This is a genomic window from Sphaerotilus natans (assembly GCF_900156335.1).
Classification (GTDB): Bacteria; Pseudomonadota; Gammaproteobacteria; order Burkholderiales; family Burkholderiaceae_C; genus Sphaerotilus; species Sphaerotilus natans.
Map to the genome: position 1 here is coordinate 142,518 of NZ_FTMZ01000002.1, position 25,874 is coordinate 168,391.

General features: G+C 71.0%; 23 protein-coding genes and 1 pseudogene. 10 read left to right on the forward strand and 14 right to left on the reverse strand.

Annotated features, from left to right (window positions below):
• Positions 1 to 147: 147 nt before the first annotated feature.
• Positions 148 to 483 (forward strand): annotated as a pseudogene (locus tag BW996_RS02385) (putative zinc-binding metallopeptidase); the annotation flags it as partial.
• Here the strand turns inward: BW996_RS02385 and BW996_RS02390 are convergent.
• Positions 458 to 649, reverse strand: coding sequence for a hypothetical protein (locus tag BW996_RS02390; RefSeq protein WP_076458534.1), 192 nt, complete (start codon positions 647 to 649; stop codon positions 458 to 460). The pseudogene BW996_RS02385 and the gene BW996_RS02390 overlap by 26 nt on opposite strands.
• 130 nt (positions 650 to 779) lie before the next feature.
• Between BW996_RS02390 and BW996_RS02395 the strand changes: the two genes are divergently transcribed.
• Positions 780 to 2,531: an ABC transporter ATP-binding protein/permease gene (locus BW996_RS02395; RefSeq protein ID WP_037477292.1), complete on the forward strand. Its 1,752-nt coding sequence runs from the start codon at positions 780 to 782 to the stop codon at positions 2,529 to 2,531.
• A 14-nt stretch (positions 2,532 to 2,545) separates the two neighbouring features.
• Here BW996_RS02395 and lipA read toward each other — a convergent pair whose 3' ends face one another.
• The 10 genes from lipA to BW996_RS02445 all read right to left on the reverse strand — a co-directional run bounded on the left by lipA (position 2,546) and on the right by BW996_RS02445 (position 12,860).
• Positions 2,546 to 3,538, reverse strand: coding sequence for a lipoyl synthase (gene lipA / locus BW996_RS02400; RefSeq protein ID WP_037477294.1), 993 nt, complete (start codon positions 3,536 to 3,538; stop codon positions 2,546 to 2,548).
• A gap of 63 nt (positions 3,539 to 3,601) precedes the next feature.
• Positions 3,602 to 4,258 carry a lipoyl(octanoyl) transferase LipB gene (lipB, locus tag BW996_RS02405; protein WP_037477344.1) on the reverse strand — a complete coding sequence of 219 codons (657 nt, stop codon included), beginning with the start codon at positions 4,256 to 4,258 and terminating at the stop codon, positions 3,602 to 3,604.
• Positions 4,259 to 4,348: 90 nt separating this feature from the next.
• Entirely contained in the window at positions 4,349 to 4,891 is a 543-nt protein-coding gene (locus tag BW996_RS02410) for a hypothetical protein (protein WP_139330710.1), read from the reverse strand.
• A gap of 169 nt (positions 4,892 to 5,060) precedes the next feature.
• Positions 5,061 to 6,281 (reverse strand): hypothetical protein, encoded by a 1,221-nt coding sequence (locus BW996_RS02415; RefSeq protein WP_037477299.1) that lies wholly within the window; start codon positions 6,279 to 6,281, stop codon positions 5,061 to 5,063.
• Between the two features lie 122 nt (positions 6,282 to 6,403).
• Positions 6,404 to 7,054 (reverse strand): protein-methionine-sulfoxide reductase heme-binding subunit MsrQ, encoded by a 651-nt coding sequence (gene msrQ, locus BW996_RS02420; protein WP_051631422.1) that lies wholly within the window; start codon positions 7,052 to 7,054, stop codon positions 6,404 to 6,406.
• On the reverse strand, positions 7,054 to 8,082 hold the full coding sequence (gene msrP, locus BW996_RS02425; RefSeq protein WP_037477301.1) for a protein-methionine-sulfoxide reductase catalytic subunit MsrP: 1,029 nt from the start codon (positions 8,080 to 8,082) through the stop codon (positions 7,054 to 7,056). Before msrP ends, msrQ begins: the two co-directional genes overlap by 1 nt.
• A gap of 65 nt (positions 8,083 to 8,147) precedes the next feature.
• The gene (locus BW996_RS02430) at positions 8,148 to 8,549 is read right to left on the reverse strand and encodes a hypothetical protein (protein ID WP_076458536.1); all 402 of its coding nucleotides are present in this window, start codon (positions 8,547 to 8,549) and stop codon (positions 8,148 to 8,150) included.
• A 67-nt stretch (positions 8,550 to 8,616) separates the two neighbouring features.
• Positions 8,617 to 9,984: a c-type cytochrome biogenesis protein CcsB gene (ccsB, locus tag BW996_RS02435; protein WP_037483288.1), complete on the reverse strand. Its 1,368-nt coding sequence runs from the start codon at positions 9,982 to 9,984 to the stop codon at positions 8,617 to 8,619.
• A complete protein-coding gene (locus BW996_RS02440) occupies positions 9,981 to 12,104 on the reverse strand; it encodes a cytochrome c biogenesis protein ResB (RefSeq protein WP_037483287.1) in 2,124 nt (707 codons plus the stop codon). Before BW996_RS02440 ends, ccsB begins: the two co-directional genes overlap by 4 nt.
• A 126-nt stretch (positions 12,105 to 12,230) precedes the next feature.
• On the reverse strand, positions 12,231 to 12,860 hold the full coding sequence (locus tag BW996_RS02445) for a c-type cytochrome (protein WP_037483284.1): 630 nt from the start codon (positions 12,858 to 12,860) through the stop codon (positions 12,231 to 12,233).
• A gap of 69 nt (positions 12,861 to 12,929) precedes the next feature.
• On the opposite strand from BW996_RS02445, the gene yihA reads away from it, so the two are divergent.
• Together yihA and BW996_RS02455 are read left to right on the forward strand one after the other, a co-directional pair.
• Positions 12,930 to 13,682 (forward strand): ribosome biogenesis GTP-binding protein YihA/YsxC, encoded by a 753-nt coding sequence (gene yihA, locus BW996_RS02450; RefSeq protein WP_051632056.1) that lies wholly within the window; start codon positions 12,930 to 12,932, stop codon positions 13,680 to 13,682.
• A complete protein-coding gene (locus tag BW996_RS02455; RefSeq protein WP_310732045.1) occupies positions 13,657 to 14,724 on the forward strand; it encodes a LacI family DNA-binding transcriptional regulator in 1,068 nt (355 codons plus the stop codon). The genes yihA and BW996_RS02455 overlap by 26 nt, the downstream gene beginning before the upstream one ends.
• Before the next feature lie 16 nt (positions 14,725 to 14,740).
• On the opposite strand, the gene BW996_RS02460 is transcribed toward BW996_RS02455, so the two are convergent.
• Together BW996_RS02460 and BW996_RS02465 are read right to left on the reverse strand one after the other, a co-directional pair.
• A complete protein-coding gene (locus BW996_RS02460) occupies positions 14,741 to 17,089 on the reverse strand; it encodes a patatin-like phospholipase family protein (protein WP_051632055.1) in 2,349 nt (782 codons plus the stop codon).
• Positions 17,090 to 17,162: 73 nt separating this feature from the next.
• A complete protein-coding gene (locus tag BW996_RS02465) occupies positions 17,163 to 17,597 on the reverse strand; it encodes a TraR/DksA family transcriptional regulator (protein WP_081838181.1) in 435 nt (144 codons plus the stop codon).
• 206 nt (positions 17,598 to 17,803) lie between these two features.
• Between BW996_RS02465 and BW996_RS02470 the strand changes: the two genes are divergently transcribed.
• The 3 genes from BW996_RS02470 to BW996_RS02480 all read left to right on the forward strand — a co-directional run bounded on the left by BW996_RS02470 (position 17,804) and on the right by BW996_RS02480 (position 21,928).
• On the forward strand, positions 17,804 to 18,235 hold the full coding sequence (locus BW996_RS02470) for a cupin domain-containing protein (protein ID WP_037483281.1): 432 nt from the start codon (positions 17,804 to 17,806) through the stop codon (positions 18,233 to 18,235).
• Between the two features lie 23 nt (positions 18,236 to 18,258).
• Positions 18,259 to 19,506: an NAD(P)/FAD-dependent oxidoreductase gene (locus BW996_RS02475; RefSeq protein WP_051632054.1), complete on the forward strand. Its 1,248-nt coding sequence runs from the start codon at positions 18,259 to 18,261 to the stop codon at positions 19,504 to 19,506.
• Between the two features lie 109 nt (positions 19,507 to 19,615).
• Entirely contained in the window at positions 19,616 to 21,928 is a 2,313-nt protein-coding gene (locus tag BW996_RS02480; RefSeq protein ID WP_139330711.1) for a putative bifunctional diguanylate cyclase/phosphodiesterase, read from the forward strand.
• Here the strand turns inward: BW996_RS02480 and BW996_RS02485 are convergent.
• Positions 21,900 to 23,090 carry a zinc-binding metallopeptidase family protein gene (locus BW996_RS02485; RefSeq protein ID WP_037485331.1) on the reverse strand — a complete coding sequence of 397 codons (1,191 nt, stop codon included), beginning with the start codon at positions 23,088 to 23,090 and terminating at the stop codon, positions 21,900 to 21,902. The two genes, BW996_RS02480 and BW996_RS02485, sit on opposite strands and share 29 nt — an antisense overlap.
• Positions 23,091 to 23,158: 68 nt before the next feature.
• Here BW996_RS02485 and BW996_RS02490 point away from each other — a divergent pair, with 68 nt between their 5' ends.
• The 3 genes from BW996_RS02490 to BW996_RS02500 are packed head-to-tail and all read left to right on the forward strand — an operon-like array spanning position 23,159 to position 25,874.
• Positions 23,159 to 23,914: a class II glutamine amidotransferase gene (locus BW996_RS02490; protein ID WP_037485334.1), complete on the forward strand. Its 756-nt coding sequence runs from the start codon at positions 23,159 to 23,161 to the stop codon at positions 23,912 to 23,914.
• Positions 23,911 to 24,849, forward strand: coding sequence for an ABC transporter permease (locus BW996_RS02495; RefSeq protein WP_037485337.1), 939 nt, complete (start codon positions 23,911 to 23,913; stop codon positions 24,847 to 24,849). Before BW996_RS02490 ends, BW996_RS02495 begins: the two co-directional genes overlap by 4 nt.
• Entirely contained in the window at positions 24,846 to 25,874 is a 1,029-nt protein-coding gene (locus tag BW996_RS02500) for an ABC transporter permease (protein WP_037485341.1), read from the forward strand. The genes BW996_RS02495 and BW996_RS02500 overlap by 4 nt, the downstream gene beginning before the upstream one ends.

A 25,874-nucleotide genomic window follows, 5' to 3' on the forward strand; every position in this document is an offset into this window, starting at 1 on the left:
GGCACCGACGCACGCTCACACCCTCGGACGACGACCGCGCGCCCTCCACCCCTGCCCCCCGCCGCCTCTTTCGACCCGTCATGAACACCTGTCACTGCAGCCAGACCGTCTTCTTCGAGAACACCCGCTGCGAGGCCTGCGGCCACCCGCGAGGGCGTGCCAGCCGACTGGCCGCAGCGCCACATCAGCGCCTACGCGACCATGCACCCCTGGGAAGACTGGGCCGAGACCTAGGCGCACTGGATGCACATCTCGGACTCGCCCGACACCACGCTGGCCGCGCTGCCCGGCACGCGCGACTTCCGCCGGGCGCTGGTCGACGAGTGGCTGCCGCTGTCACGCTTTCTCAACAGCATGGGCCGCAGCCTCGGCCAGGGCGACGCCTGGCCCTTCGTGGTCGCCGATCCGGTGCTGGACCGGCTTGCCTTCGTGCACCAGACCGTGCGCGAGGCCGTGCTCAGCCGCAGCTCGCCTGCAGGCTGATGCCGTGCAGCCGCTCGTTCCACCGGCAGCGCACGATCGTGCCCACGCCGGCCGGCACCAGGCTGCGCCCCTGGCGGCGCAGCCGCGAGGAGCTGCCCGCCCGGCAGGCGATCAGCGCCCCCGGGCGCACACGGTGGACGGACAGGCAGCGGACAGAAAGATCCATGATGAACACTCCAGGGCCCATGATGATCCGCCCCCGAAGCCCACGGGACCACTGACTTCCGGATAGGCATCGCGCCTGTGCCGGCCTGTGAGTCCGGACCGCGACAGTCCTGTCCTGCACCCGCCTCCCGATGAACCGAGCCGAACCCATCGACCATCCTCCCGTCGACCGCCGCCTGTGGTGGCGCTTCGTCGCGATGGCCCGTCCGTACTGGAGCGGTGCCGAGCGCACGCACGCCATCGGCCTGATGGCGCTGCTGATCGTGCTGCTGCTGGGCCAGACCAGCTTCAACGTGCTGTTCAACCAGCAGAGCGGCGAGTTCACCTCGGCGCTGGCTGCCGGCGACGCCGAGCGCTTCTGGCGCGCGATCCGCCATTTCAGCCTGCTGCTGGTGGTGGCCGTGCCGCTGTGGGCCTGCTACTACTTCGTGCGCGACACGCTGGGGCTGCGCTGGCGGCGCTGGCTCACGACGCACCTGCTCGGCCGCTACCTCGGCCACCGCGCCTTCTACCGGCTGACGCAGCAGTCCGGCGCCGCGATCGACAACCCCGACCAGCGCATCGCCGAGGACGTCAACAGCTTCACCGGCCAGTCGCTGTACTTCCTGATGGTGCTGCTGGGTGCGCTCATCGAGCTGGTGGCCTTCACCGGCGTGCTGTGGTCGATCTCGCGCCTGCTCGTCGCCTTCCTGATCGTCTACGCGGTGGCGGGCACCTGGATCACGATCGCGGTGTTCGGCCGACCGCTGATCGGGCTGAACTTCCGCCAGCTGCGCCGCGAGGCCGACTTCCGCTTCGGCATGGTGCGGCTGCGCGAGCATGCCGAGCCGATCGCCTTCCACGAGGGCGAGCACGAGGAGCTCGGCCGGCTGCGCGGCCTGTTCGCCAGCCTGTACGGCAATGCACGCCAGGTGCTGCGCTGGCAGTTCGGCCTGAACCTGTTCCAGTACGGCCACAGCTTCCTGACCATGGCGCTGCCCAGCGTCATCATCGCCGACCAGGTGCTGTCGGGCGAGATGGAGGTCGGCCGCGCGATCCAGGCCGCCGGCGCCTTCTCGGCCATCCTCGGCGCGCTGACGCTGATCGTGCAGCACTTCGAGAGCCTGAGCCGCTTCGGGGCCGGCGTGAACCGGCTGCACGAGTTCAGCCTCGCGCTCGACCGGCTCGAGGCCGGCGGCGGCCGCAGCGACAGCCGCATCGAGACGCTGCCCGGGCGCGACTTCGCGCTCGAGCATGTCGCGGTGATGACGCCGCAGCGCGAGCACCTGCTGATCAGCGACCTGTCGCTGACGATCCGTGACGGCCACGGCCTGCTGATCGAGGGCCCGAGCGGCTGCGGCAAGAGCTCGCTGCTGCGTGCGATCGCCGGGCTGTGGACCACCGGCTCGGGCCGCATCGTCCGGCCCGACGGCGACGAGGTGATGTTCCTGCCGCAGCACCCCTACCTGGGCACCGGCACGCTGCGCGACGAGCTGCTCTACCCGCATCCGGACCGACCGCTGCCCGACGAGGAGCTGCGGGCGCTGCTGCGCGAGGTCAACCTGCCCGACCTGGCCGACCGCGTCGGCGGGCTCGACGCGGTGCGCGACTGGGCCAAGGTGCTGTCGACCGGCGAGCAGCAGCGCCTGGCCTTCGCGCGGGCGCTGCGCTCGCGGGCTCGCTTCGTCATCCTGGACGAGGCCTCCAGCGCGCTGGACGCGGCCAACGAGGCGCTGCTGTACGCGCGGCTGGTGGCCGCCGGCAGCACGCCGGTCAGCATCAGCCACCGGCCGGCGCTGCTGGCCTATCACCAGCAGGTGCTGCGGCTGCATGGCGACGGCGGCTGGTCGCTGCATCCGGCCCGCGGCCACCGCTTCGGAGAGGACGCGGCGCGGACCGCCTGATCCGGCGGTGCCGCTCAGGCCGCCGGCGTCACGCCCGCGTGCGCCGCCTGCTGGTCGGCGTGGTAGCTCGAGCGCACCATCGCGCCCACGGCGGCGTGCGTGAAGCCCATCTTGTAGGCCTCGGCCTCGAACATCTTGAAGGTGTCCGGGTGCACGTAGCGGCGCACCGGCAGGTGGTGGCCCGAGGGCGCCAGGTACTGGCCGATGGTCAGCATGTCGATGTCGTGCGCGCGCATGTCGCGCATGACCTCGAGGATCTCCTCGTCGGTCTCGCCCAGGCCGACCATCAGGCCGCTCTTGGTCGGGACGTGCGGCACCTCTTCCTTGAAGCGCTTGAGCAGCGTCAGGCTGAACTGGTAGTCGGCGCCCGGGCGCGCTTCCTTGTAGAGGCGCGGCACGGTCTCGAGGTTGTGGTTCATGACGTCGGGCGGCGCGTCCTTCAGGATCGCCAGCGCCTTGTCCAGGCGGCCGCGGAAGTCGGGCACCAGCACCTCGATCTGCGTCTGCGGCGAGGCCTCGCGGGTGGCGCGGATGCACTCGGCGTAGTGGCCGGCGCCGCCGTCGCGCAGGTCATCGCGGTCCACGCTGGTGATGACGACGTACTTCAGCTTCAGCGCGGCGATGGTCTTGGCCAGGTTGGCCGGCTCGTCCACGTCCAGCGGGTCCGGGCGGCCGTGGCCGACATCGCAGAACGGGCAGCGCCGGGTGCACTTGTCGCCCATGATCATGAAGGTCGCGGTGCCTTTGCCGAAGCATTCGCCGATGTTCGGGCACGAGGCTTCCTCGCAGACGGTGTGCAGCTTGTGCTCGCGCAGGATCTGCTTGATCTCGTAGAAGCGCGTGGTCGGGCTGCCCGCCTTGACGCGGATCCAGTCGGGCTTCTTCAGCGTCTCGGCCGGCACGATCTTGATGGGGATGCGCGCGGTCTTGGCCTCGGCCTTCTGCTTGGCGGTCGGGTCGTAGTTCGCGCCGGTCTGCGCGGTGTGGGTGACGTTGTCGGTCGGCATGGTGCGTCCAGGATCCCGATGGGGACGGAGAGGCGGCGAAGCGGGGGCGGCGGCGGCGAGCCTTCAGCGGCTCAGCAGACGGGCGAGGTAGCGGGCCAGCAGGTCGGCGGCCGTCGCCCAGTCGGTCGAGACGCCGAGTGTAGCCAAGTCGACCGTGCGAAGCCCGGGATAGCCGCAGGGATTGATCCTGTCGAAGGGCTCCAGGTCCATCGCCACGTTCAGCGCCACGCCGTGGTAGGTGCAGTGGTTGCTGACCTTGATGCCCAGCGCCGAGATCTTGCCCAGGCCGCGGAACGGGTCGCGCGGATCGGCCGGGCCGGTGAGCGCGCCGTGCGCGAACGGATCGTCCAGCCGCACGTAGATGCCGGGGGCCCCCGCGACGCGGTGGCCGGTCACGCCGAACTCGGCCAGCGTGCGGATCGCCGCCTCCTCGACGCGGTAGACGTATTCCTTGACGAAGATGCCCAGCCGGCGCAGGTCGATCAGCGGATAGGCCACCACCTGGCCGGGGCCGTGGAAGGTGACCTGGCCGCCGCGGTTGGTCGCCACCACCGGAATGCTGCCCGCGCCCAGCACATGCTCGGGCCGCCCGGCCACGCCCTGCGTGAAGACCGGCGGGTGCTCGCACAGCCAGATCTCGTCGGGCGTGTCGGGCGTGCGGGCCTCGGTGAAGGCGCGCATCGCGTCGAAGGTGGGGCCGTGCTCGACCCGGCCGAGCATGCGCAGCAGCGGGCCGGACAGGTCAGCGTGGGCAGGGATCGTGGCGGCAGTCATGCGGCATTGTCACACCGCCCTGCCCGCCACAGTCCGTCAGGCGGCCAGCGCGATGTCGACCCCGCCCAGCGCGCTGCCGAGCCGGTGGAAGGCCCGTGCGCGCAGCGACTGCGCGTCCACCGCATCGCCGATGCGCTCGAGCACGTCGGCGGTGCGCAGCAGCAGGGTGCAGCGCAGGCCCAGATCCTCGCTGCGCTCGACGCGGCGCGCCAGGTCGAAGGCGGTGTCGCGCACCTGCTCGATGGCCAGCCGCGCAGCGGCCGGACGATCTCGCTCGACCCACATCCGCAGCAGCCGAGCCATCGCCTCGAGCAGTTCGGCCGTCGCCCGGATGCCCTCGGCATGGCTGCCGGTGGCGCTGACCGAGCGCTGCGTGCGCGCCAGCAGCCACTGCGCATGCTCGAGCGTCTCGTCATCTGCGCCGGCCTCGGCCATCGCCTGGTCGGCCGCCGCCAGCAGCAGCCGCGCCATCTCGAGATGGTCGCGCCGCTGGCGGGCCAGCTCCAGCCGCTGGATCCAGCCGTCCTGACGCGCCTCCTGTTCCAGCCGGCCGGCTGCCTTCTCGTGATGCATGTTCATCGACATCGCTTCTTTCCCCCGCTTGCCGGCGACGCTGAAACCGGTCGCTCGACAGGCCTCGATCCTAGGCAGACCGACGTTCCATGCCTCCCCCTCGCCTCAGGGTGCGCGAGAAAAGCGGCAGGATCGCCGTGCAATCAGCACGATCGATGTGCGTGCAGCCGGTGGCTCAGCGCGTCGGATAGGACAGGGTCGCCAGCGTCAGCGCGATGCCGGTCCACAGGATCGCGGCCTGCAGCAGCGACTCGCGCAGTGCCGGACGGCACGCGCCCCAGCGCAGCAGCCGCATCAGCAGCAGGGGCCAGAAGAAGAAATCCACATCCTTCAGATAGAGCGAGCCCTGGCCGGCGCAGGCCAGCGCCGCCGCACAGATCAGGATCTGCGCGCTGGCCAGCCGGTCGCCGCGCAGCGCGTTCCAGCTCCAGGCCAGCACCAGGGCGATCAGCGCCGGACTGGCCAGATGCACCCCCAGCAGCACGCCCTCGATGCGATCCAGCCGCGAGAACACGAAGCCCCCACCGACCAGCGCGGGCGACAGCGCATACAGCAGCACCACCCCCGGCCACAGCAGCAGGAAGCGATGCAGCAGCACGGCGGGCCGGACACGCCGGTTGATGCGCTCGCCCGCCAGCAGCCCCAGCACCAGCAGCGCCAGCGCGATCAGGAAGGCCCGGGCATGGGGCAGCGGCAGCGTGCCCGACAGGTCGGGCGGCGCCATCTCGCGCCAGGTCAGATGGATCGTCAGCAGCGCGAGCAGCGCCACGCCCGCCTTGGGCAGCAGCGCCAGCCAGCGGCGACGGCGCCAATCATCCAGACAGGAGGCGACCACCGCCGCCGCCCCGGACGGCTCGACCGTGACCGTCAGCGGCAGCAGCACGACCGGCGCATGCCGCGACAGGCCGCGGGTCAGGCGCGGAACCGCCAGACCCAGCACCAGCAGCAGCATGGCCAGCGCTTCAGGATGCCCCCACAGCGCCGGCCCGAACTGAAAGGGCGAAGCGAAGAAGGCGCTGGCCAGCAGCGCCGCCTTCTGCCAGCTCGTGCCCAGACGCAAGGCGATCTGCAGCAGCAGCAGCGTCGAGGTCAGATGCATCACCAGCCCGGCCGCACGCATGCCCTCGAGCGACAGCCCCAGCGCGCTGACCAGCGCATAGAAGGCCGGGCCATGGCGGCTGTGCATTTCGGTCAGGAAACTGCGCCAGGGCAGCGTCTGGTACTGGTGCAGCACCACGCTGTGCAGGCTCTCGAAGGTGTGCTGCGCGCCCCGGCTCGGGTTGTAGGACACCGCCAGCGCCATCCAGCCCAGCACGATGAAGGCCAGCACCAGAAGCGCGATCAGATCCCAGGGCGGCTGGGTCTCGATGTCCGTCTCTGTCGTGTTGGCATTCACGATCCCCTCCCTGACAATTTGTTACATCAATCCTAAGGATGCCTGAAAATTGTGTCAACAAATTTGCCAACTTTGTCACACCCGGAGCAGATCGGGTGGCATTCGGAGAGCCTCCTGCTGCGTCAATCCAGGGAACGTGGGGCTGGACGACGCCACAGTCTCAGCCCGAGAAGCAACAGCAGTGCCAGCACCTCGGGTGCGATCTCGGCCAGCCGCCCCTTCGAGGCCCGCATCCAGGCCAGATGCAGCAGCCCGAGCGGCGCGATCAGGTAGACCAGCCGGTGCAGCCGCTGCCAGCGCCGGCCGCCGAGCGCACGCATCGCGCGGTCGGTCGAGGTGAGCGCCAGCGGCAGCAGCAGCACGAAGGCCACGAAGCCGACCAGTGCGAACGGCCGCTTGCCCAGATCCTTGACGATCGCGGCCGGATCCAGGCCCATGTCCAGCCAGGCATAGGCCAGCCCATGCAGCAGCGCATAGGCGAAGGCCCACAGCCCGACGGTGCGGCGCCAGCGCACGGGGCCGTTCAGGCTGAAGAGGCGCCGCAGCGGCGTCAGCGCCAGGCCGGCCAGCAGCAGGTTCAGCGTCCAGTCGCCGGTGCCACGCAGCAGCGTCTCGGCCGGATTGACGCCCAGGCCGCCGGCCCAGCCAGTGCTGCCGCGCATGACCCAGCCCAGCAGCGGCAGCAGGCACAGCAGCCAGACGACGCGCTTGGCACCCAGCCGGCGCAGCACCGCATCCAGCCGCGCGACCGCAGGGGCCGCAGGGGTCGCCATCAGAAGAACTTCTTCAGGTCCATGCCCGCATACAGCGAGGCCACCTGCGCGCCGTAGCCGTTGAAGGGCAGCGTCGGGCGCTTGCGGGCGAACAGGCCGTCCTCGCCGATGCGCCGCTCGGTCGCCTGGCTCCAGCGCGGGTGATCGACCTCGGGATTGACGTTGGAGAAGAAGCCGTATTCCTGCGGCGCCGAGCGGTTCCAGGCCGTCAGCGGCTGGCGCTCGGTGAAGCGGATCCTCACGATCGACTTGGCGCTCTTGAAGCCGTATTTCCACGGCACCACCAGCCGCACCGGCGCACCGTTCTGGTTCGGCAGCACCTCGCCGTAGAGGCCGAAGGCCAGCAGCGTCAGCGGATGCATCGCCTCGTCCAGGCGCAGGCCCTCGACATAGGGCCAGTCGAGCACCCGGGACGCCACGCCGGGCATCTGCTTCGGATCGGCCAGCGTGTGGAACTCGACGTACTTGGCGTTGCCGGTCGGCTCGACGCGGCGGATCAGCTCGGCCAGCGACCAGCCGACCCACGGGATCACCATCGACCAGCCCTCGACGCAGCGCAGCCGGTAGATGCGCTCCTCCATCGGCGCCAGGCGCAGCAGCGCATCGAGGTCGAGCGTCTGCGGCCGCTTCACCTCGCCGTCGATGACGACGCTCCAGGGCCGCGTCTGCAGCCGCCCGGCCAGCCGCGCCGGATCGGCCTTGTCGGTGCCGAACTCGTAGAAGTTGTTGTAGGCGGTGATGTCGGCGTAGGCGGTGGCGCGCTCCATCGTCGTGGCGCCGGCCACCGCGCTGCGCGCGCCCGGCAGCGCGGCCAGACGTCCCGGACGGGCCAGTGCGGGAGTCGGCTGCGGCTGCGGCTGCGCCATCGCCTCGCGCCCGGCCCAGCCCGCCAGTGCCAGGCCGCCCGCGCCGGCGGCGAGCTGGCGCAGCCAGTCGCGGCGACCGTCGTGCAGCGCGCGCGGCGTGATCTCGCTCGAGCGCGGATGAATGAAGCCGTGATCGGAATGGGCGTGGGGTCGGACGGGCATCGGGCGCTCCAGGGCAGACAGCAGGGCAGCAGGGCAGCCCTTCTGTCGGGGAAGACGCCCAATTCTTACAGCGGCCGGCGACGCGGACGAGGCGGCACCGGCTCGTCCCCGCCGATCGTGGGGATCAGCGTGTCGCCACCAAAGGCAGTCGAGGGCCCGTCGCCCCAGAGCTGCAGCGCATTGCGCTGGAATCGGTCGCGGAAGTTCTTGCGGGTGAAGAGCTTGTGCTGCGCCTCGGGCGGCAGGTCGGTGATGCAGATGATGTTGCGCGCCACCAGCACATCGACCAGATCCTCGAGCACCCGGATCAGTCCGGCGTCCAGGCTGGCGAAGGCCGCTTCGGTGGCGGACTCCCCCAGCAGCTCGGCCAGCTCCGGGTGATCGGCCGGCACCGCCTCGCTGCCGGGTTGCGGATCGCGGTGCACGCTGGCGATGCGACCGCTGGCGTCGCGCAGGATGTGGGGCATGGCAGGGAACCTCTCTGCCCCGCGCTATCGGCCGGGCGCCGCCCGGGCTGAAGCGCAGCTCAGGCGCTCACAGCTCGCCGTAGGAGTGCAGGCCCGACAGGAACATGTTGACGCCGAGGAAGGCGAAGGTCGTCACCACCAGGCCGACCAGCGACCACCAGGCCGCGACCTGACCGCGCAGGCCCTTGACCAGACGCATGTGCAGCCACGAGGCGTAGTTCAGCCAGACGATCAGCGCCCAGGTCTCCTTCGGGTCCCAGCTCCAGTAGCCGCCCCAGGCCTCGGCGGCCCAGAACGCGCCCAGGATGGTGGCGATGGTGAAGAAGGCGAAGCCCAGCGCGATGGCGCGGTACATCACGTCGTCGAGCACCTCGGGCGCCGGGGTGCGGGCGCCGATCACGCCACGCGCCACGATGGTGAAGGCGAACAGCGCCAGGCAGCCGCCCAGCATGCGCATCGTCTTGAGCAGCGCCTGCGAGACTTCCGGCGACACGCCGCCGAAGGCCCAGAAGCCAGCCAGCACCAGCAGCATCGCGCCGGGCACGCCCACCAGGCCGATCCACAGCGAGCGCGGCGGCGCCGTCTTGACCAGATAGGCCAGCGCGACCATCGCCGCCAGCGCGAAGGTGCCGTAGCCGACGAAGTTGGCCGGCACATGGATCTTCATCCACCAGCTCTGCAGCGCCGGCACCAGCGGCTGGATCTCGTGCGCGCCGCGCGAGACGGTGTACCAGAGCAGGAAGCCGACCGCCGCACTGACGATCAGCATCACGAAGCCGCCCAGCGAGCGGGTGGCGTAGTGGCGCTCGTAGTAGAGGTAGATCAGCGTCGTCATCCAGACGAACAGCACGAACACCTCGTACAGATTGCTGACCGGGATGTGGCCGATGTCGGGGCCGATCTGATGGCTCTCGAACCAGCGCACGAAGGTGCCGATCAGCGCCATCACCACCGAGCCCCAGGCCAGCCAGGAGCCGATGCGCTGCGCCGCCTCGGACCCCGCGAGCAGGCCGGCCCAGTAGGCGATCGTGCTCATGAAGACCAGCACGCTCATCCAGAGAATCGCGCTCTGGCTGGAAAGCATGTACTTCAGCAGGAAGACCTGCTCGGCGGCGGCCAGATCGGCACCGAAGGCGTCGGTCTGGCGCAGGTAGAGCGAGATCGCCATCAGCGAGGCTGCGCCCACGCCCAGGCTGAGCGTGCGCAGCGGCCCCCAGAACCAGCCCAGCGCGATCAGGCTGGGCACCGCACCGATCAGGATGCCCTCCTCGTAGCCGTTCATCGCCGCGCCGTAGCGCTGCCAGACAAAGACCGCGCCGCCCAGCAGCAGCAGCGCGAACAGCCAGTCGTAGAGGCTGCGCGAACCGAAGTAGGACGCGCGGCCGAGCTGCAGTGTCGTCGTCGTGGTCGTCGGGGACGCGGTGGTGGTGTTCATGGCTTCAGCATCCTCGACGCCAGCGCGTCGAAGTCCTTGTCGTTGTCCAGGGACTGGCGGGTGGCCGACAGCGCCATCGTCACCGTGGTGCTCGTCGCGTCGGCCGGTCCTTCGATCCAGATCCAGAGCCGGCGTTCCCGGATGTAGAGCATCGCGAACACGCCGATGATCAGCAGCACGCAGCCGGCGTAGACCAGGGTCTTGCCCGGCGCGCGGGTGAGCTGGAAGACGCTGGCCTGGATCTGCTCGAAGCCGGTCAGGCTCAGCACCACCGGCGCCGGATAGGCGAAGGAGTCCGACAGCGACAGCACCGCCTGGCCCATGAAGCGCTGGGTGGCATCGCTGGGCTGCAGCGGCGCGTGGCCGGCGCGCTCGCGCACCAGGTTGGTCAGCTCGAACAGGCCGCCGTTGAGGATGCGGATCAGCACCTCGGAGGTGCGGGCGCGGTCGGCCTCGGGCACCGAGTCCTCGATGAAGTCCTGCAGCGCCTGCAGGCCGGCGCTGGGCGCGGACTTGCGCACCACCTCGTCGCCGGCGTAGAGCGTCAGCGCGCGCAGCACCGAGGCCTCGAGCTGGGTCGCCAGCTCGGGCTTGCCCTCGGGGGCCGACTTGCGCACATAGCGGCGCGCGGCCTCCATGCGGCTGGCCGGATCGGCCAGCGCGGCGCGCAGGCCCATCCAGTCGTCGATCGTGCCGCGCTCGTCGGCCGGAATGCGCAGGTAGCGGAAGGGCTGATCGGGCGTGTCGCGCACGCCGACCAGGAAGACGGACAGGCCGTCCAGGTCGACCGGCAGCATGTAGTTGCTGTACTCGCGGGCCTGGCCGGCGGCATCGCGCAGCTTGTAGACCACCGAAGGGCCGACATTGCGCAGCTGCTTGTCGCCCGACGGCCGCGCGCCCGAGCCGAGATGCTGGCCGAGCGAATCGACCAGATCCACCTTGCGCACGTCGGCGCCGGACGCCGAGGGGGCCTCGGCGGCCATGTTCTCGACGTTGATGACACGCAGGCCGGTGAACTCGAGCTGGAAGCTGTTCTTCGCGTCGGCGCCGCTGCTCAGCGTGGTCACGCCGCCGACCTCGCCCTTGACCTCGAAGGGCGCGCCGGGACGCCCCATCGGCCGGCCCAGCAGCGTCAGCTTCGAGCCGCCGTCCTCGAAGCTCGACTGGTAGATCGCGATGCCCTTGTGGATGAAGGGCTCGTTGACCTTGATCTTGGCCTCGGTCTTGGTGCCGTCGGCGTCATGCACCACGATGTCGCTGGCGAAGAGCTTGGGCATGCCGGTGTCGTAGTACTCGACCACGAACTTCTTCAGCTCGATGCTGAAGGGCAGGTCCTGCAGCACGATGCCGCGGCTCAGGTTGATGACCGCGGTGCCGGCGGTGGCACCTTCGGGCACGTAGAGATTGCCCCGGAAGGTCGGATTGGACGGCGACAGGCGGTGCTCGGCCGGCACGTCGCGGATCATGCCGCCACCCTCGAAGGGCGTCTTGCCCAGCAGCGCCATCTGCGCGCGCACGATCAGGTCGCCGTCGAACAGGCCGCCGATGCAGATCAGCACGATGGCGCCATGCGCGGCGATGTAGCCCAGCTTGTTGGTCGCGCCCTGGCGGGCCGCCACCATCACGCCGCGCTCGCGCATCTGGGCCTTGCCGCTCCAGCCCGCACCCGACAGCAGCGCCTGCACCCGGGCCAGCGCCTGGTCTCGATTGAGCGAGAGCTCACCTCGCGCCTTGTGCGGGAAGGCCTGCAGCGCGCTCTCGCGGATGCCCTCCTTCGTCGTGCGCAGGTCGGCGAGGATCTTCGGCGTGTTGCGCGCGATGCACAGGCTGGTCGACAGCACCAGAAAGGCCAGGATCACCAGGAACCAGCCGGCGCTGTAGACCGCATACAGCCCGAGCCGGCCGAACACGTCGGACCAGAACGGGCCGAACTGGTTGACATAGTTGACCGGCGGCTGGTGCTGCTGGATGACGGTGCCGATCACCGAGGCGATGCAGATGATCGTGAGCAGCGCGATGGCGAAGCGCATCGACGACAGCAGCTCGACGCTCTCCCGCAGCCAGCGCGAGCCGCGACCGATCTCGAGGCCGGCGGTGGAGGAGGAGGATGAGGCGGACATGGCGGACCGGATTATGCGAACAGGGACTGAAGACAGTGTAAAGATGCACAAAGGCCGGTCTGGGACCGGCCTTTTTGATCTTCGTCAATCGGCGCCCGAGATGAAATCTCCGGCAAGCCGCCCGCCTCAGTGCAGGCCGGCGATGTAGTCGGCGACCGCCTTGATCTCGCGATCGTTCATCTTGGCGGCCACGCCGGTCATCACGGCATTGTTCTTGCGCACGCTGTCGCGGAAGTTCTTGAGCTGCAGCTCGGTGTAGTCCGAATGCTGGCCCGACAGGCGCGGGTACTGGGCCGGGATGCCGGAGCCGCTCGGGCTGTGGCAGCCGGCGCAGGCGGGCACCTGGCGGTCAGCGATGCCGCCGCGGTAGATCTTCTCGCCCAGCGCGACCAGCTCCTTGTTGCGCGCCGCGCCCGGCTTGGGCTGCTTGCTGGCGTAGAAGGCGGCGACATTCTTCATGTCGTCCTCGCTCAGCGCGGAGGCCATGCCCTTCATGATCGCGTTGTCGCGCTTGCCGGACTTGAACTCGGTCAGCTGCTTGACCAGGTACTCGGGGTGCTGGCCCTGGATGATCGGGTTGGCGGCCGAGCCGCGCGAGCCGTCCGCGGTGTGGCAGGCGCTGCACACCTGGGTGGCGATGGCCTCACCCTTCACCAGATCGGCCTTCGCGGCAGGCTTGGACTCGGAAGCGGCAAGCGGGGTGGCCATGGCGGCTGCCGCGAGCAGAGCAAGAAGCGACTTGAAGTGCGATTTCATGATGAAGCGGCCCCGTGGGCTGGCGGGAAGGTGGCAGACGTGAAACCGGACGATTTTACAATGCCAGCGATGAGCCTCACCACCACACCACCCCCGGGTGGCGCCGACGCCACGCGCGCGGCACTCGCCTGGACCCACACGGCCCGTTTCCTGACGACGGCCAGCCGTCTGGACCAGCTGCCGGCCCATGAACTGCCCGAGATCGCCTTCGTCGGACGCTCCAACGCCGGCAAGTCGACCGCGATCAACACCCTGGCGCAGCAGCGCCAGCTCGCCTTCGCGTCCAAGACGCCCGGGCGCACCCAGCACATCAACCTGTTCGAGGTCGGCCCGCGCGAGACGCCGCAGGCCCTGTGGGCCGACCTGCCCGGCTACGGCTACGCGGCGGTGGCGCGCGCCTCCAAGCTGCGCTGGCAGGAGGTGATGGCCGACTACCTGCGGGTGCGGCGCAACCTCGCCGGCGTGGTGCAGATGGTGGACTCGCGCCACGGCTTCACCGACCTCGACCGCCAGCTGCTGAGCTTCGTGGCGCCGCGCGTGGTCAACGGCGAGGTCAAGCTGCTGGTGCTGCTGACCAAGGCCGACAAGCTCAACCGCAAGGAGCAGGCCGAATCGCTGCGCCGCGCGCAGGAGGTGCTGGGCGAGCTCTCGACCGAGGAGTCCGACATCGGCATCACGCTGTTCTCCGCGCTGAAGCGCCAGGGCGTCGGCGACGCCGCCGAGATCCTGCAGCAGTGGGCGCTCGGTGCGATGGTGCTGCCGGACTTCACCCCGCCCCCTGCCGCCGAGCCCGACGATGAGCCTGCCGCCGGCCGCGCCTGAGTCCGATCCGCCCGGCCCGGGCACGCAGACGCGCCCGGGCCGGCTGCAGATGGCCGACATCGCCCGCATCGCGGGCGTGTCGGTGGCCACCGTCTCGCGTGCGCTCAACGGCAGCACCGAGGTCAGCGCCGCCACCCGCCAGCGCATCACCGAGCTGGCGCGCTCGCTCAACTACACCATCAACATCAGCGCGAAGAACCTGCGGCTGCGCCACAACCGCACCGTCGCGGTCGTCATCCCGTACGACCGGCAGACGCGGCTGCATGTCTCGGACCCCTTCTTCCTGTCGATGCTGGGCAGCCTGGCCGATGCGCTGACCGATCGCGGCTACGACATGCTGGTGTCGCGCATCGACGCCGACCAGCTTGAGAACGCCTCGCTGTCCTACGACAGCGGCACCGCGCTGGGCATCATCCTGATCGGCCAGTGGCACAGCCACGATCAGCTCAACCGCCTGGCCGACCAGGGCGTGCCGCTGGTGGTCTGGGGCGCGCAGCTGCCGCAGCAGCGCTACTGCTCGGTCGGCGGCGACAACCTCGGCGGCGGCCGCCTGGCCACCCGGCACCTGATCGAGCGCGGCTGCCGGCGCTTCGTCTTCCTGGGCGATCCGACCACGCCGGAATCGGCGCTGCGCCTGCGCGGCCACCAGCACGAGCTGGCCGAGGCTGGGCTCGAGCCCGAGGCCTGCCGGGTTCTGGCGGTCGGCTTCGACGCGGCGCGCGCACGCACCGAGGTCGGCCGGCTGCTCGAGCAGGGCGTCGACTTCGATGCGGTGGTGGCCTGCTCCGACGTGCTGGCCACCGCGGTGGTGCCGGTGCTGCGGCTGCACGGCCGCGAGGTGCCGCGCGATGTCGCGGTGGTCGGCTACGACGACATCGAGTGGGCCAGCCACGCCGACCCGCCGCTGACGACGGTGCGCCAGCCGGTGGCGCGCGCCGGCATCGAGATGGTCGAGGCGCTGCTCGAGCGGGTGGCCGGGCGCGATGCGCCGCCGCGCACGCTGCCGGTCGAGCTGGTGGTGCGCCAGAGCTCGATGCGCTGAACCGGCCACCGCCCGCTCAGGGCCGGCCCAGCATCAGCGTGATGCCGGCACGCCCCTGCGGCGCCCAAGTCAGACCCAGGTAGAGCGGCCCGATGCCGGTGTCGGCCGCCAGGAAGGCGCTGGTGCCCCAGCGCAGCGGCGTCAGGCGCATCTCGCGCGGCAGGGCCCAGGCATTGCCGGCCTCCAGCGTCATGCCGGCGAAGACGCCGCGGGTCAGCACCGGCCGGCCGGTCAGTCGCACCTGCCAGGTCAGCCGGCCCAGCAGCACCCCGTCGCCGGAGAGCTGATCGGTCTCGTAGCCGGAGAGCTGGTGAAAGCCGCCGAGCGTGTAGTGCCCCGGCGCGCCGTCGACCTGCGACTGGCGCGCCGCCCGCAGCTTCAGCGTCAGATCGACGGTGTGGCGGCCGCGACTGGCCACCTCCGCCAGATCGAGCTCGAGCCGGTGAAAGCGCCGCTGCGCCGCCTCCAGCGCCAGCTCGTCGAGGCGGCGCCGGCCGGTCTGCGCCTCCAGCCTCAGCCGCCAGCCGCTGCGCGGAAAGACCGCATGATCGAGCTGGTCCATCACCAGGGTGCTGCGCAGCGCCTCCTCGCGGGCATGGAGGGACTGCAGCGCCACGCTGCCGGTCTCGGTGCGCACGGTGTAGGCGCTTTCCGGCTGGATGCGCAACATCTGCCGTACCAGACCGATGCGCCATTCGCCCAGCTCGCCCAGCGGCTGGCCCAGGTCGATGCCCACGCCCAGGCTGCCGCGCACATGGCGGCCGAGCACCTCGGGGTCACCGCCGTCCTGGTCCGGCCCGATCGTGCGGTAGGTGGTCTGCCGGCGCCGGGACAGATCGGTCGAGAGCGCGACGAACCAGTCGCTGGCCGGGCCGCTGCCGGCGCCCAGCGGCACATAGAGCTCGCTGAACCAGCGCGGCACCGAGCCGAGCTGCACCCGGTTGCGCCACTCGCTGCCGGCCTCGTCGAGCCAGTGGCGGTTGTGGCTGAGCTGGATGTTGAACTCGCCCTGGCCGGCGAAGTCGCTCTGCAGCGCCAGACCGAGCCGGAAATAGTTCGGCCCCCAGGGCTTCTCGGCCAGCCGGTAGACCAGGCCGGCGCCGGCGGGCAGGTCCTCGACCCGGTAGTCGACCTGCATGTAGTCGCCGCTGGCAGCCAGCACCCGGCTGTCGCGCTCGGCCCCTGCCACCGTGAAGTCCTGGCCCGGGCGCACTGCCAGCACCGGGGCCAGACGCTGCGGCTGCGTCAGCTCCTGGCCCTCGAAGCGCACCGAGGCGATCGGCTCGGGCGGATCCTGCGGCCGCGCCTGGGCGCGGCGGTGCGCCTGCCAGTCGGTCTCGTTCAGGCGCAGCGCGGCCAGCTGCGGCAGCATGCGCTCGGCATGCTCGCGTCCGGCCGCCACCAGATCGGCGGCACGGTCGAAGCTGGCCGAGGTCAGCCGGCCCAGCGGCGGCGCGATCAGCAGATCCTGGCGCGGATCGAGCCGCGCCAGCGAGCGCTGCACGTTCTGCTCGGTCAGGATGTTGATCATCTGCGTGGTCACGCCGGTGACCGTGCCCAGCGTCTCGCGCCCGGCCAGCGGCGTGCCGATGTTGACCGCGATGATGCGGTCGACCCCCATCGCGCGGGCCACGTCGACCGGCAGGTTGTCGACCAGCCCGCCGTCGCCCAGGATGCGCCCGTCGACCTCGATCGGCGCGAACAGGCCGGGCACCGACATGCTCGCGCGCAGCGCCTGCGCCAGGTCGCCGTCGCGGAAGACCACCGCCTCGCCGCTCTCCATGTCGGTGGCGACCGCGCGGAAGGGAATCGGCAGGCCGTCGAAGCTCGGCGCGCGGCGCACCGCCAGCGTGTGGCGGCGCAGCAGCAGCTCGAGCTCGCGGCTCGACACCGAGCCGATCGGCAGCATCGGATCGCCCCCCAGCCGGCTCAGGCCGACCTCGATCGCCGGGGAGATCTCGAAGTCCTCCTCCTTGCGGCGCTGGCCGAGGCTCTCGCGCGGCAGCCGGGTGGCGAACATCGCACCCCAGTCGATCGCGCCGAGCTCGCGGCGCATCTCCTCGGCGCCCATGCCGCTGGCGTAGAGCCCGCCGATGATGGCGCCCATCGAGGTGCCGGCGATCGCGTCGACCGGGATGCGCTCGCGCTCGAGCACCTCCAGCACGCCCACATGCGCCAGGCCGCGCGCACCGCCGCCCGACAGCACCAGGCCGATGCGCGGGCGCCCGAGCGCCGGCCCGACCAGGGTGTCGACCTCGGGGTCGCCGCCGGACACGCCCGCAGGCATCTGCGCGTGCACGGCGGAGCTCAGCAGGGCCAGCACGACGCCCAGCAGGCGCGCGCACCAGGATCTTGATCCGATCATGGGCGCCGATTGTGCCGGTGCCCGGACCCCCTGATCAGCGGGAATCGGAGCGAATCAGAACGAATCAGAGCGCTCAGAGCGTGCCGGCAGCGCTGCGGCCGCCGCGCCGCTCCCGCAAGGTCTCGCAGCCGATGCAGCGCAGCGCCTGCGGCTGCACCTGCAGCCGCTCGAAGGCGATCGCGGCGCCGCAGTCCTCGCACAGGCCGTAGTCGCCCTCGGCGCCGGCTTCCAGGCGCTGCAGCGCCTGGCCGATCGCGGCCAGCTCGAGCCGCTCCTGATCGGTGAAGGCCAGATCGACCTCGCGGTCGGCCGCATGCTCGCGCAGATCGTCGCGGCCCTGCTGCAGCACCTCATGCGCATGCTGGGCGCGGCTGGCCCCGCCGGTGTGCAGCGCCAGCGAGTCCAGCAGCGCCTGGCGACGCGCCAGCAGCACCTCGCGCAGCGAACCCCGCTGCGCGGCATCCAGCGCGGCACCGGTGGAAACGGGGGAACAGGCAAGCGTGGTCATGGCGTCGGATCTCCTGGACAGCGGCGAGCAGCACCCGCCTGGCGACCATCGTCGCACCGTCGCGGTGCGGCCAGACTGATCCCGCTCAAGCTGCATGACCTGCGCCAGGCAGACTGCCCCGGCCTGCGCGGGCAGCCTGCCCGGGACATCCGGCCCGCACGCACGCTCCAATCCCGGCGTGACCCACCCCCAAGAGGAGACTGCCCATGCCCCCCGCCCGCTTCGATGACCGCCAGGTGCGCTGGATGCCCTTCGGCGACATGCCGCACTTCCTGTTCTCGATCCTGCACATCGACGAGCCGCGCGGCATCGCCGACGTGCTGTTCCGCTTCTCGGCCGGGCAGCAGATCGTGCTGCACCGCCACCTCGCGGCCAACCACACCTTCGTGATCCAGGGCGAACACCGGCTGTACGAGGCCGACGGCGCGCTGCGCGAGATCCGCCCGGCCGGCACGCTGACCGTCTCGCCCGCCAGCGAGGTGCCGCACCGCGAGGGCGGCGGCCCGGACCAGGACGCGATCGTGCTGTTCAGCATGCGCCCGGAGCCCGGCCAGAAGCTCTACGAGATCCTGGCCGACGACGGCACGGTGATCGCCGACATCACGCTCGACACGCTGCGCGCCATTCGCGCTGCCTAGTCGCGCTGCCTAGAATCGGGCTCATGCTGAGCCTGCCCGAACCCGCCCCCGCCGGCACGCTGCCGGATGCCTGCGACGTGCTGATCATCGGTGCCGGCCCGTCCGGCAGCGCCTGCGCCACGGTGCTGGCCGGCGCGGGGCTGCAGGTCTGCCTGGTCGACCAGCATGACTTTCCCCGGGACAAGGTCTGCGGCGACGGGCTGATCCCGGACGCCCACGCGGCGCTGGCCCGGCTGGGCCTGCTCGACGAGGTGATGCGCCATGCGACGCGGGTCAGCCATGTGCGCTGCGTGGCGCCGCGTGGCGGGCAGGTCGACGTGCCCGGCACGCTGGCGGTGCTGCCGCGCCGGCAGCTCGATTTCCTGCTGGCGCGGCATGCCGAGCGCGCCGGCGCGCGGCGGGTCACGCCGGTGCGCTTCGATGCGGTGATCGAGGCCGGCGGCCGGGTCGTCGGCGCGCGGCTGCGCCAGGGCGACCTGACGCACGAGGTGTGCGCGCGCTGGGTGGTGCTGGCCACCGGCGCCACGGTCGGGCCGATGGTCGCCACCGGCCTGTGCACCCGGCGCACGCCCAGCGGCATCGCGCTGCGCGGCCATGTGCGCAATCCGGCGCTGGCCGGGCAGCTCGCGACGATGGACGTCGTCTGGGACCGCGCGCTGCGCCCGGGCTACGGCTGGATCTTCCCCTGCGGCGAGGCGACCTGGAACATCGGCGTGGGCGCCTTCTTCCGCCGCGGCGACGACGGCCGTGACCGCGCCGCCGACGCCAACCTGCGCCAGATGTTCGACGACTTCACCCGGGTCTACGAGCCGGCGCGCCGGCTGATGGACGGCGGCGAGCTGCTGGGCGGCCTGAAGGGCGCGCCGCTGCGCTGCACGCTCGAGGGCGCACGGCACGAGGGCCGCGCCGGCCTGATCGCCACCGGCGAGGCGCTCGGCTCGACCTACGACTTCACCGGCGAGGGCATCGGCAAGGCGCTCGAGACCGGCATCCTGGCCGCCGACACGCTGCTGGCGGGCGAGCGCGCCGGCCAGGACGAAGCGGCGATCCGGCAGGACTACGCGACCCGGCTGGCGGCGCTGAAGCCGAAGTTCGCGCTCTACGAGCGCGCCAACAGCGTCAACCGCCACCCCTGGCTAGCCGATCTGGTGATCTGGCGCGCCCGCCGCAGCCCGCGACTGCTGCAGCGCATGAGCGGCGTGCTCGACGAGACCGCCAATCCCGGCCATCTGGTGTCGCTGCGCGGCATGCTGCGGCTGCTGACCCGCTGACCCGCTGAGCGGATCGCCGGCACGGGCCACCCCGCCCGGTCGCGGGCTCCAGTTTCCGGCGCCACGGCCGATGTCCCGCCAGGGACAGACGGGCCTCGGCCCCGGCATCATGAGCAGCACACCGCACCCGCCCCAGGCCGACGACGCCTGGGAGCGCAGCCTGATCGACATGCACTACGAGGAGTCGCCGCTGACGCTCGGCTCCGGCATGGTCGTGGCCGCGGCCGTCGGTCTGGTGATCCACGACTCGGTGCCGGGCCTGGCCCTGCCGGCCTGGGTGCTGGTGGCCGAGCTGGTGATGGCCTCGCGCCTGGCGCTGACCTGGTTCTATCTGCGCGGTGGCGGCCGGCTGCGCTGGCGCAGCCCCACATGGCGCCGCATCGCGCTGGGGCAGACGGTCTTCAGCGGTCTGGCCTGGGGTGCGCTGGGCCTGTTCTTCGACCAGAGCGCCAACCCGCTGCACCAGATCATCATCCTGTTCACGCTGATGGGCGTGTGTGCCGGCAGCGCCGCGCTGACCGGCATGGTCAAGGGCACGCTGCCCATCTTCGGCACGCTGGCGCTCGGGCCGCTGTCGGTCCTGCTGGTGCTGCGCGGCGACACCGCCCACCTCTTCCTGGGCCTGGCGCTGCTGTGGTATCTGCACCTGGTGATGGTCAAGGGCCCGGGGCGCACCGGTCGGGCGATGCAGGCGCTGCATGACGGCCGGCGCGACCGCGAGCTGCTGGTCAGCCGGCTCGAGGATGCCGAGCGGGTCGGCCGCATGGGCCATGTGCTGTGGGACCACCAGGCCCGCACCGCGACGCTGTCGGCGCATGCGCGGCGCCAGTTCGGCATCGACAGCCAGACGGTCGGCGACCTGTCGCCGCTGTGGGCCCGCGTCGTCGCCAGCGACCGCGACCGGGTGCAGACGCTGACCCGCGAGGCGATGCAGCGCGGCGAGGCCGAGCTGCACTTCGACACCCGCATCGACGGCCCCGACGGCCTGCGCGACCTGCGTGTCGTGCACCGCTTCGAGTACGGGGCGGACGGGCGCGCGCGCTTCACGATGACGACGACGCAGGACATCACCGAGCTGAAGACCACCCAGCGCGACCTGCACGACCTGGCCTTCCGCGACACGCTGACCGGCCTGATCAACCGCGCCGGCTTCCAGGCGCGGCTGCGCGCGCAGCCGGTCAGCTCGGTGCTGATGCTGGACCTGGACCATTTCAAGAACGTCAACGACACGCTCGGCCATGCCGCCGGCGACCGGCTGCTGGTCGCCGCGGCGCAGCGCCTGCTGCACTGCCTGCGCGATCGCGACACGGTGGCACGCCTGGGCGGCGACGAGTTCGCGGTGCTGACGCACAACGCGCCCGGACGCGAGACGCTCGAGCGCATCGCCCGGCGCCTCGTCGAGGCGCTGTCGCAGCCCTACGAGATCGACGGCCAGCAGGTCTTCGTGTCGGCCAGCATCGGCATCGCCACGGTGGGCGAAGGCCAGACGCTGTCGGAGCCGGAGCTGCTGATGCGCCAGGCCGACACCGCGCTGTTCGAAGCCAAGGCACGCGGCCGCGCACGCCACGAGTTCCACTCGGAATCGCTGTCGGAGCGCGCGCGCGAGCGTCTCGCGCTCGAGGCCGACCTGCGCCGCGCGATCGCCGAGGGCCAGTTCGAGCTGCACTACCAGCCCAAGGTCGGCCTGGGCGACGCGCACATCGTCGGCGCCGAGGCGCTGCTGCGCTGGAAGCATCCGGTGCGCGGCATGGTGCCGCCCGACCGCTTCATCCCGGTGGCCGAGGACTGCGGCCTGATCGTGCCGATCGGCACCTGGGTGCTGCAGCAGGCCTGCGCCGCCGCGGCCGCCTGGAACCGCGATCGCCCGGCCGGCGACCTGCTGCGCATCGCGATCAACCTGTCGCCGCGCCAGTTCATGAACCATGACCTGGTGCAGACGGTGCGCGACGCGCTCGACGCCAGCGCCTGCCGCCCGGAGTGGATCGAGCTGGAGATCACCGAGCGGCTGCTGCTCGACGAGCGCAACCAGGCCGAGGACATTCTCAACGGCCTGCGCGCGCTGGGCCTGACGCTGGCGATCGACGACTTCGGCACCGGCTACTCGGCACTGGGCTACCTGACGCGCTACCCGATCGGCACGCTGAAGATCGACAAGTCCTTCATGCGCGACATCACCACCCGGCCGGACCGCGCCGGCATCGTGCGCGCGATCATCCTGATGGGCCACAGCCTGAAGCTCGGCCTGGTCGCCGAAGGCGTCGAGACCGAGGAGCAGGCCACCTTCCTGCGCGAGCAGGGCTGCGAGCTGGCGCAGGGCTGGCTCTACGGCCGCCCGATGCCGCCGCAGGCCTTCGGCGAGCATGTGGCGGCGCAGCGCGTGCCGGTCGGCCCGCTCAGTGCGGCGCCGCTGCAGGCGGCGTGACGATGCGATGCACCAGGTGGAGCTTGCGCACCACCGCCGGCACCAGCACGAAGGGATAGAAGTCCGGCACGCCCATGCTGCGCGACATCTCGTTGAGCAGCGCGGTCAGCTCGACCCAGGCGTTGACCAGGCGCAGGAACGCCGGGTCCGGCGTCTCCAGAACGTCCGCGCCGAACATCGCCACATCGACCTCGACATCGTCGGCATCCAGCCCGAAGCTCAGGCCGGTGTCGAGCGCGTCGACCATGTGCAGGTAGTGCGCCCAGGTCTCTGCCCAGTCCTCCCACGGGTGGCTGGCGGCATAGGCGCTGACATGCCACTGCGCCCAGTCCGGCGCCGGACCGCGCCGGTAATGGCGCTCCAGCGCCGCGCCGTAGTCGGCGCGCTCGTCGCCGAAGACGGCGCGGAAGGGCCCGATCCAGTCGCTGTCGGCCACCAGCCGGTCCCAGTAGTAATGGCCGACCTCATGGCGCAGATGGCCCAGCAGCGTGCGGTAAGGCTCGCGCAGGCGGGCGCGGATCTGCTCGCGCACCGGGTCGTCGGCCTCGTCGACATTGAGCGTGACGATGCCGCCGGCGTGGCCGGTCATCACCGGCATGCCGTCGACCGGGCGCAGGAAGTCGAAGGCCAGACCGCGCGTGCTGTCCTCGCCGCCGGCGCCCGCCAGGCGGGACTGCACCGGCAGCCCCAGCGCCAGCAGCTGCGACACCAGCCGGCGCTTGGCCAGCTCGATGCGGCCCCAGTCGCGCTGGTTGGCCTCGAAGGTCTGGTCCGGAATGATGCGGTTGAGCCGGCAGGCGATGCAGAACGCCGGCCGCTCGCCGGCGCCGGTGCGCTCCTCGTCGGGCACCAGCCAGTTGCAGCCGGCCGCCGACACCGCGTTGGCGCAGCGCCGCCAGCGCCGCGCCGAGCGCAGGTGCAGCGCCGAGGCCGGCCGCGCCTCCAGCCACAGGCTGGCGTCCTCGCGGTCAGGCTCCAGCGCCAGCAGCGTGCGCCCGGCCGGATCGAAGCCCAGACCGCGGCCGCAGCTCAGGCAGCGGCTGTTGCGGAAGAACACCGCCGCGCCGCACAGGCAGCGGTAGGCGCGTGGCGTGCGCGGCTGGCGCGGCGTGTGCCAGCGGTCGGCGATCTGTCGTCCCAGCCGGGACAGGAATCCGTCCATCCATCCGTCCATCATCCGCAGGCTCCCCGGCACTGAAAATCATGTCCGGCATGTTAGTGTCTCGGGCCATGTGTCAGCTGCTCGGCCTCAACGCCAACACCCCGACCGATCTGGTCTTCAGCTTCACCGGCTTCGCCCACCGCGCGGTCGAGCACCGGGACGGCTTCGGCATCGCCTTCTTCGAGGGCGCGGGCCTGCGCCTGTTCGTCGATCACCAGAGCGCGGCCGAATCGCCGGTGGCGGCGATGATCCGCCACTACCCGATCCGCAGCCGCCACATCGTCACCCACATCCGCAAGGCCACCCAGGGCCGGGTCGCGCTGGAGAACACCCACCCCTTCGTGCGCGAGCTCTGGGGGCGCTACTGGGTCTTCGCCCACAACGGCAATCTGGTCGATTACCACCCCAAGCTGCACGCCAGCTTCCACCCGGTCGGCGACACCGACAGCGAGCGCGCCTTCTGCTGGCTGATGCAGGAGCTGGCGAAGAACCACGCGCGCATGCCGAGCATCCCTGACCTGACGCAGACGCTGGCCGAGCTGGCCCCGCAGATCGCCCGCCACGGCACCTTCAACTTCCTGCTCAGCCAGGGCGAGGCGCTGTGGGCGCACTGCACCACCCAGCTGCACTACGTGCTGCGCCGCCACCCCTTCGCGGACGCGCAGCTGCAGGACGCCGACCTGACGGTCGACTTCGCCGAGCACACCACGCCGCAGGACCGCGTCGCCGTCATCGTCACCGAGCCGCTGACCACCAACGAGACCTGGGTGGCGCTGGCGCCGGGCGAGCTGGCGGTGTTCGTCGATGGAGACCGACTCGGATGATGGCCTACCTGATGCGCCGCCTCTGGCAGATGGTGCCGACGCTCGCCGGCGTCGTGCTCGGCGTGTTCTTCCTGTTCAAGGGCTTCGGCGGCGATCCGGCCGAGATCCTCGCCGGCCTGAACGCCTCGCCCGAGCAGGTCGAGCAGATCCGCGATCAGCTCGGCCTGAACCGCCCGGTCTGGGAGCAGCTGGCGATCTTCGTCGGCCAGATCCTGCAGTTCGACTGGGGCAAGAGCTGGGCCACCAACGAGCCGGTCGCGCAGCTCTTCGCCACCCGGCTGCCGGCGACGCTGACGGTCATGGTGCCGATCCTGGTGCTCGACGCGCTGCTGGCGATTCCCTTCGCGCTGGCGGTGGCCGCCGTGCGCGGCTCGCTCACCGACCGCGCGATCATGGTGGTCACCACCGTGGCACTGTCGATCAGCTTCCTGGTCTATGTGATCGTCGGCCAGTGGCTGTTCGCCTTCCAGCTCGGCTGGTTCCCGGTGCAGGGCTGGACCGACAGCGTCTGGACCAACCTCACCACCTACGCGCCGCTGCCGGTGCTGCTGGCGGTGATGGTGGGCCTGTCGCCGCAGATGCGCCTGTACCGCAGCTTCTTCCTCGACGAGATCGGCCAGGACTATGTGCGCACCGCGCGCGCCAAGGGCCTGGGCGAGCGTGCGGTGCTGATGCGGCATGTGCTGCGCAACGCGCTGATCCCGATCCTGACCAATGTGTCGATGCAGCTGCCCGGCATCTTCGTCGGCTCCTTCCTGATCGAAGTCTTCTTCTCCATCCCCGGCATCGGCCGCGAGGTGATGCTGGCGGTCAACCGCAGCGACTACCCCGTCATCCAGGCGGTGACGATCTATCTGGCGGTCATCACGATGCTGATCAATCTGCTCACCGACCTGCTCTACAAGGCGGTCGATCCGCGGGTGACGCTGAAATGAGCGCGCCCTCCGAAGGCGTCTGGGCGCTGGCGGCGCGGCGGCTGCGCGGCGACCGCGTCGGCATGACGGCGATCGTCGTCGTGGCGCTGTATGCGCTCCTGGTGCTGGCGGCCGTCACCGGCCTGGCGGGCGCGCACTGGCAGCAGGAGCGCGGCGTGTCCTACGCGCCGCCGACGCTGCTGGGACCGGCGCCACAGGCGCTGCCGATGCCAGGGCTGCCGGCGCCTTCGGCCAGCGCGCCGCTGCTCGATCTCTCCAGCGTCGACCCGCTCGCCCCGCGCTACCGCGAATGGGACGAGGCCACCGCGCGCCAGTCGATCGAGACGACGACACCGGCCGAGACGCTGCCGCTGGGCGGCGACCGGCTCGGGCGCAGCGTGCTCGACAAGGCGATCAAGGGCTCGCAGATCTCCATCCTGGTCGGCGTGCTGGCGGCGGTGGTGGCTGCAGCGATCGGCACGGTGCTGGGCGCCCTGGCGGGCTTCCTCGGCGGGCGCGTCGGCGACCTGCTGGAGTGGGTCTACAACGTCTTCACGTCCATTCCCGGCATCCTGCTGATCTTCGCCTTCGCGGCGGTGGCCGGGCGGGGCGTGACCAGCGTGGTGCTGATCCTCGGGCTGACCGGCTGGACCGGCATCTACCGGCTGGTGCGCGCCGAGTTCATGAAGCACGCCGCACGCGACTATGTCCGCGCCGCCGAGGCCATCGGCGCCAGCCGCATGCAGCGCATGTTCCGCCACATCCTGCCCAACGTCAGCCATGTGGTGCTGGTGCAGCTCTCGATCCATGTCGTGGGCTTCATCAAGTACGAGGTCATCCTGTCCTACCTGGGCCTGGGCGTGAGCGTCGACCAGGTCAGCTGGGGCACGATGCTGGCCGAGGCGCAGAGCGAGCTGATCCTGGGCTACTGGTGGCAGATCGCCACCGCGACCACCTTCATGGCGGTGTTCGTCACCGCCTTCTCGCTGATGACCGACGCGCTGCGCGACGCGCTCGATCCGAAGCTGCGCGGGCTGGAGGGCTGA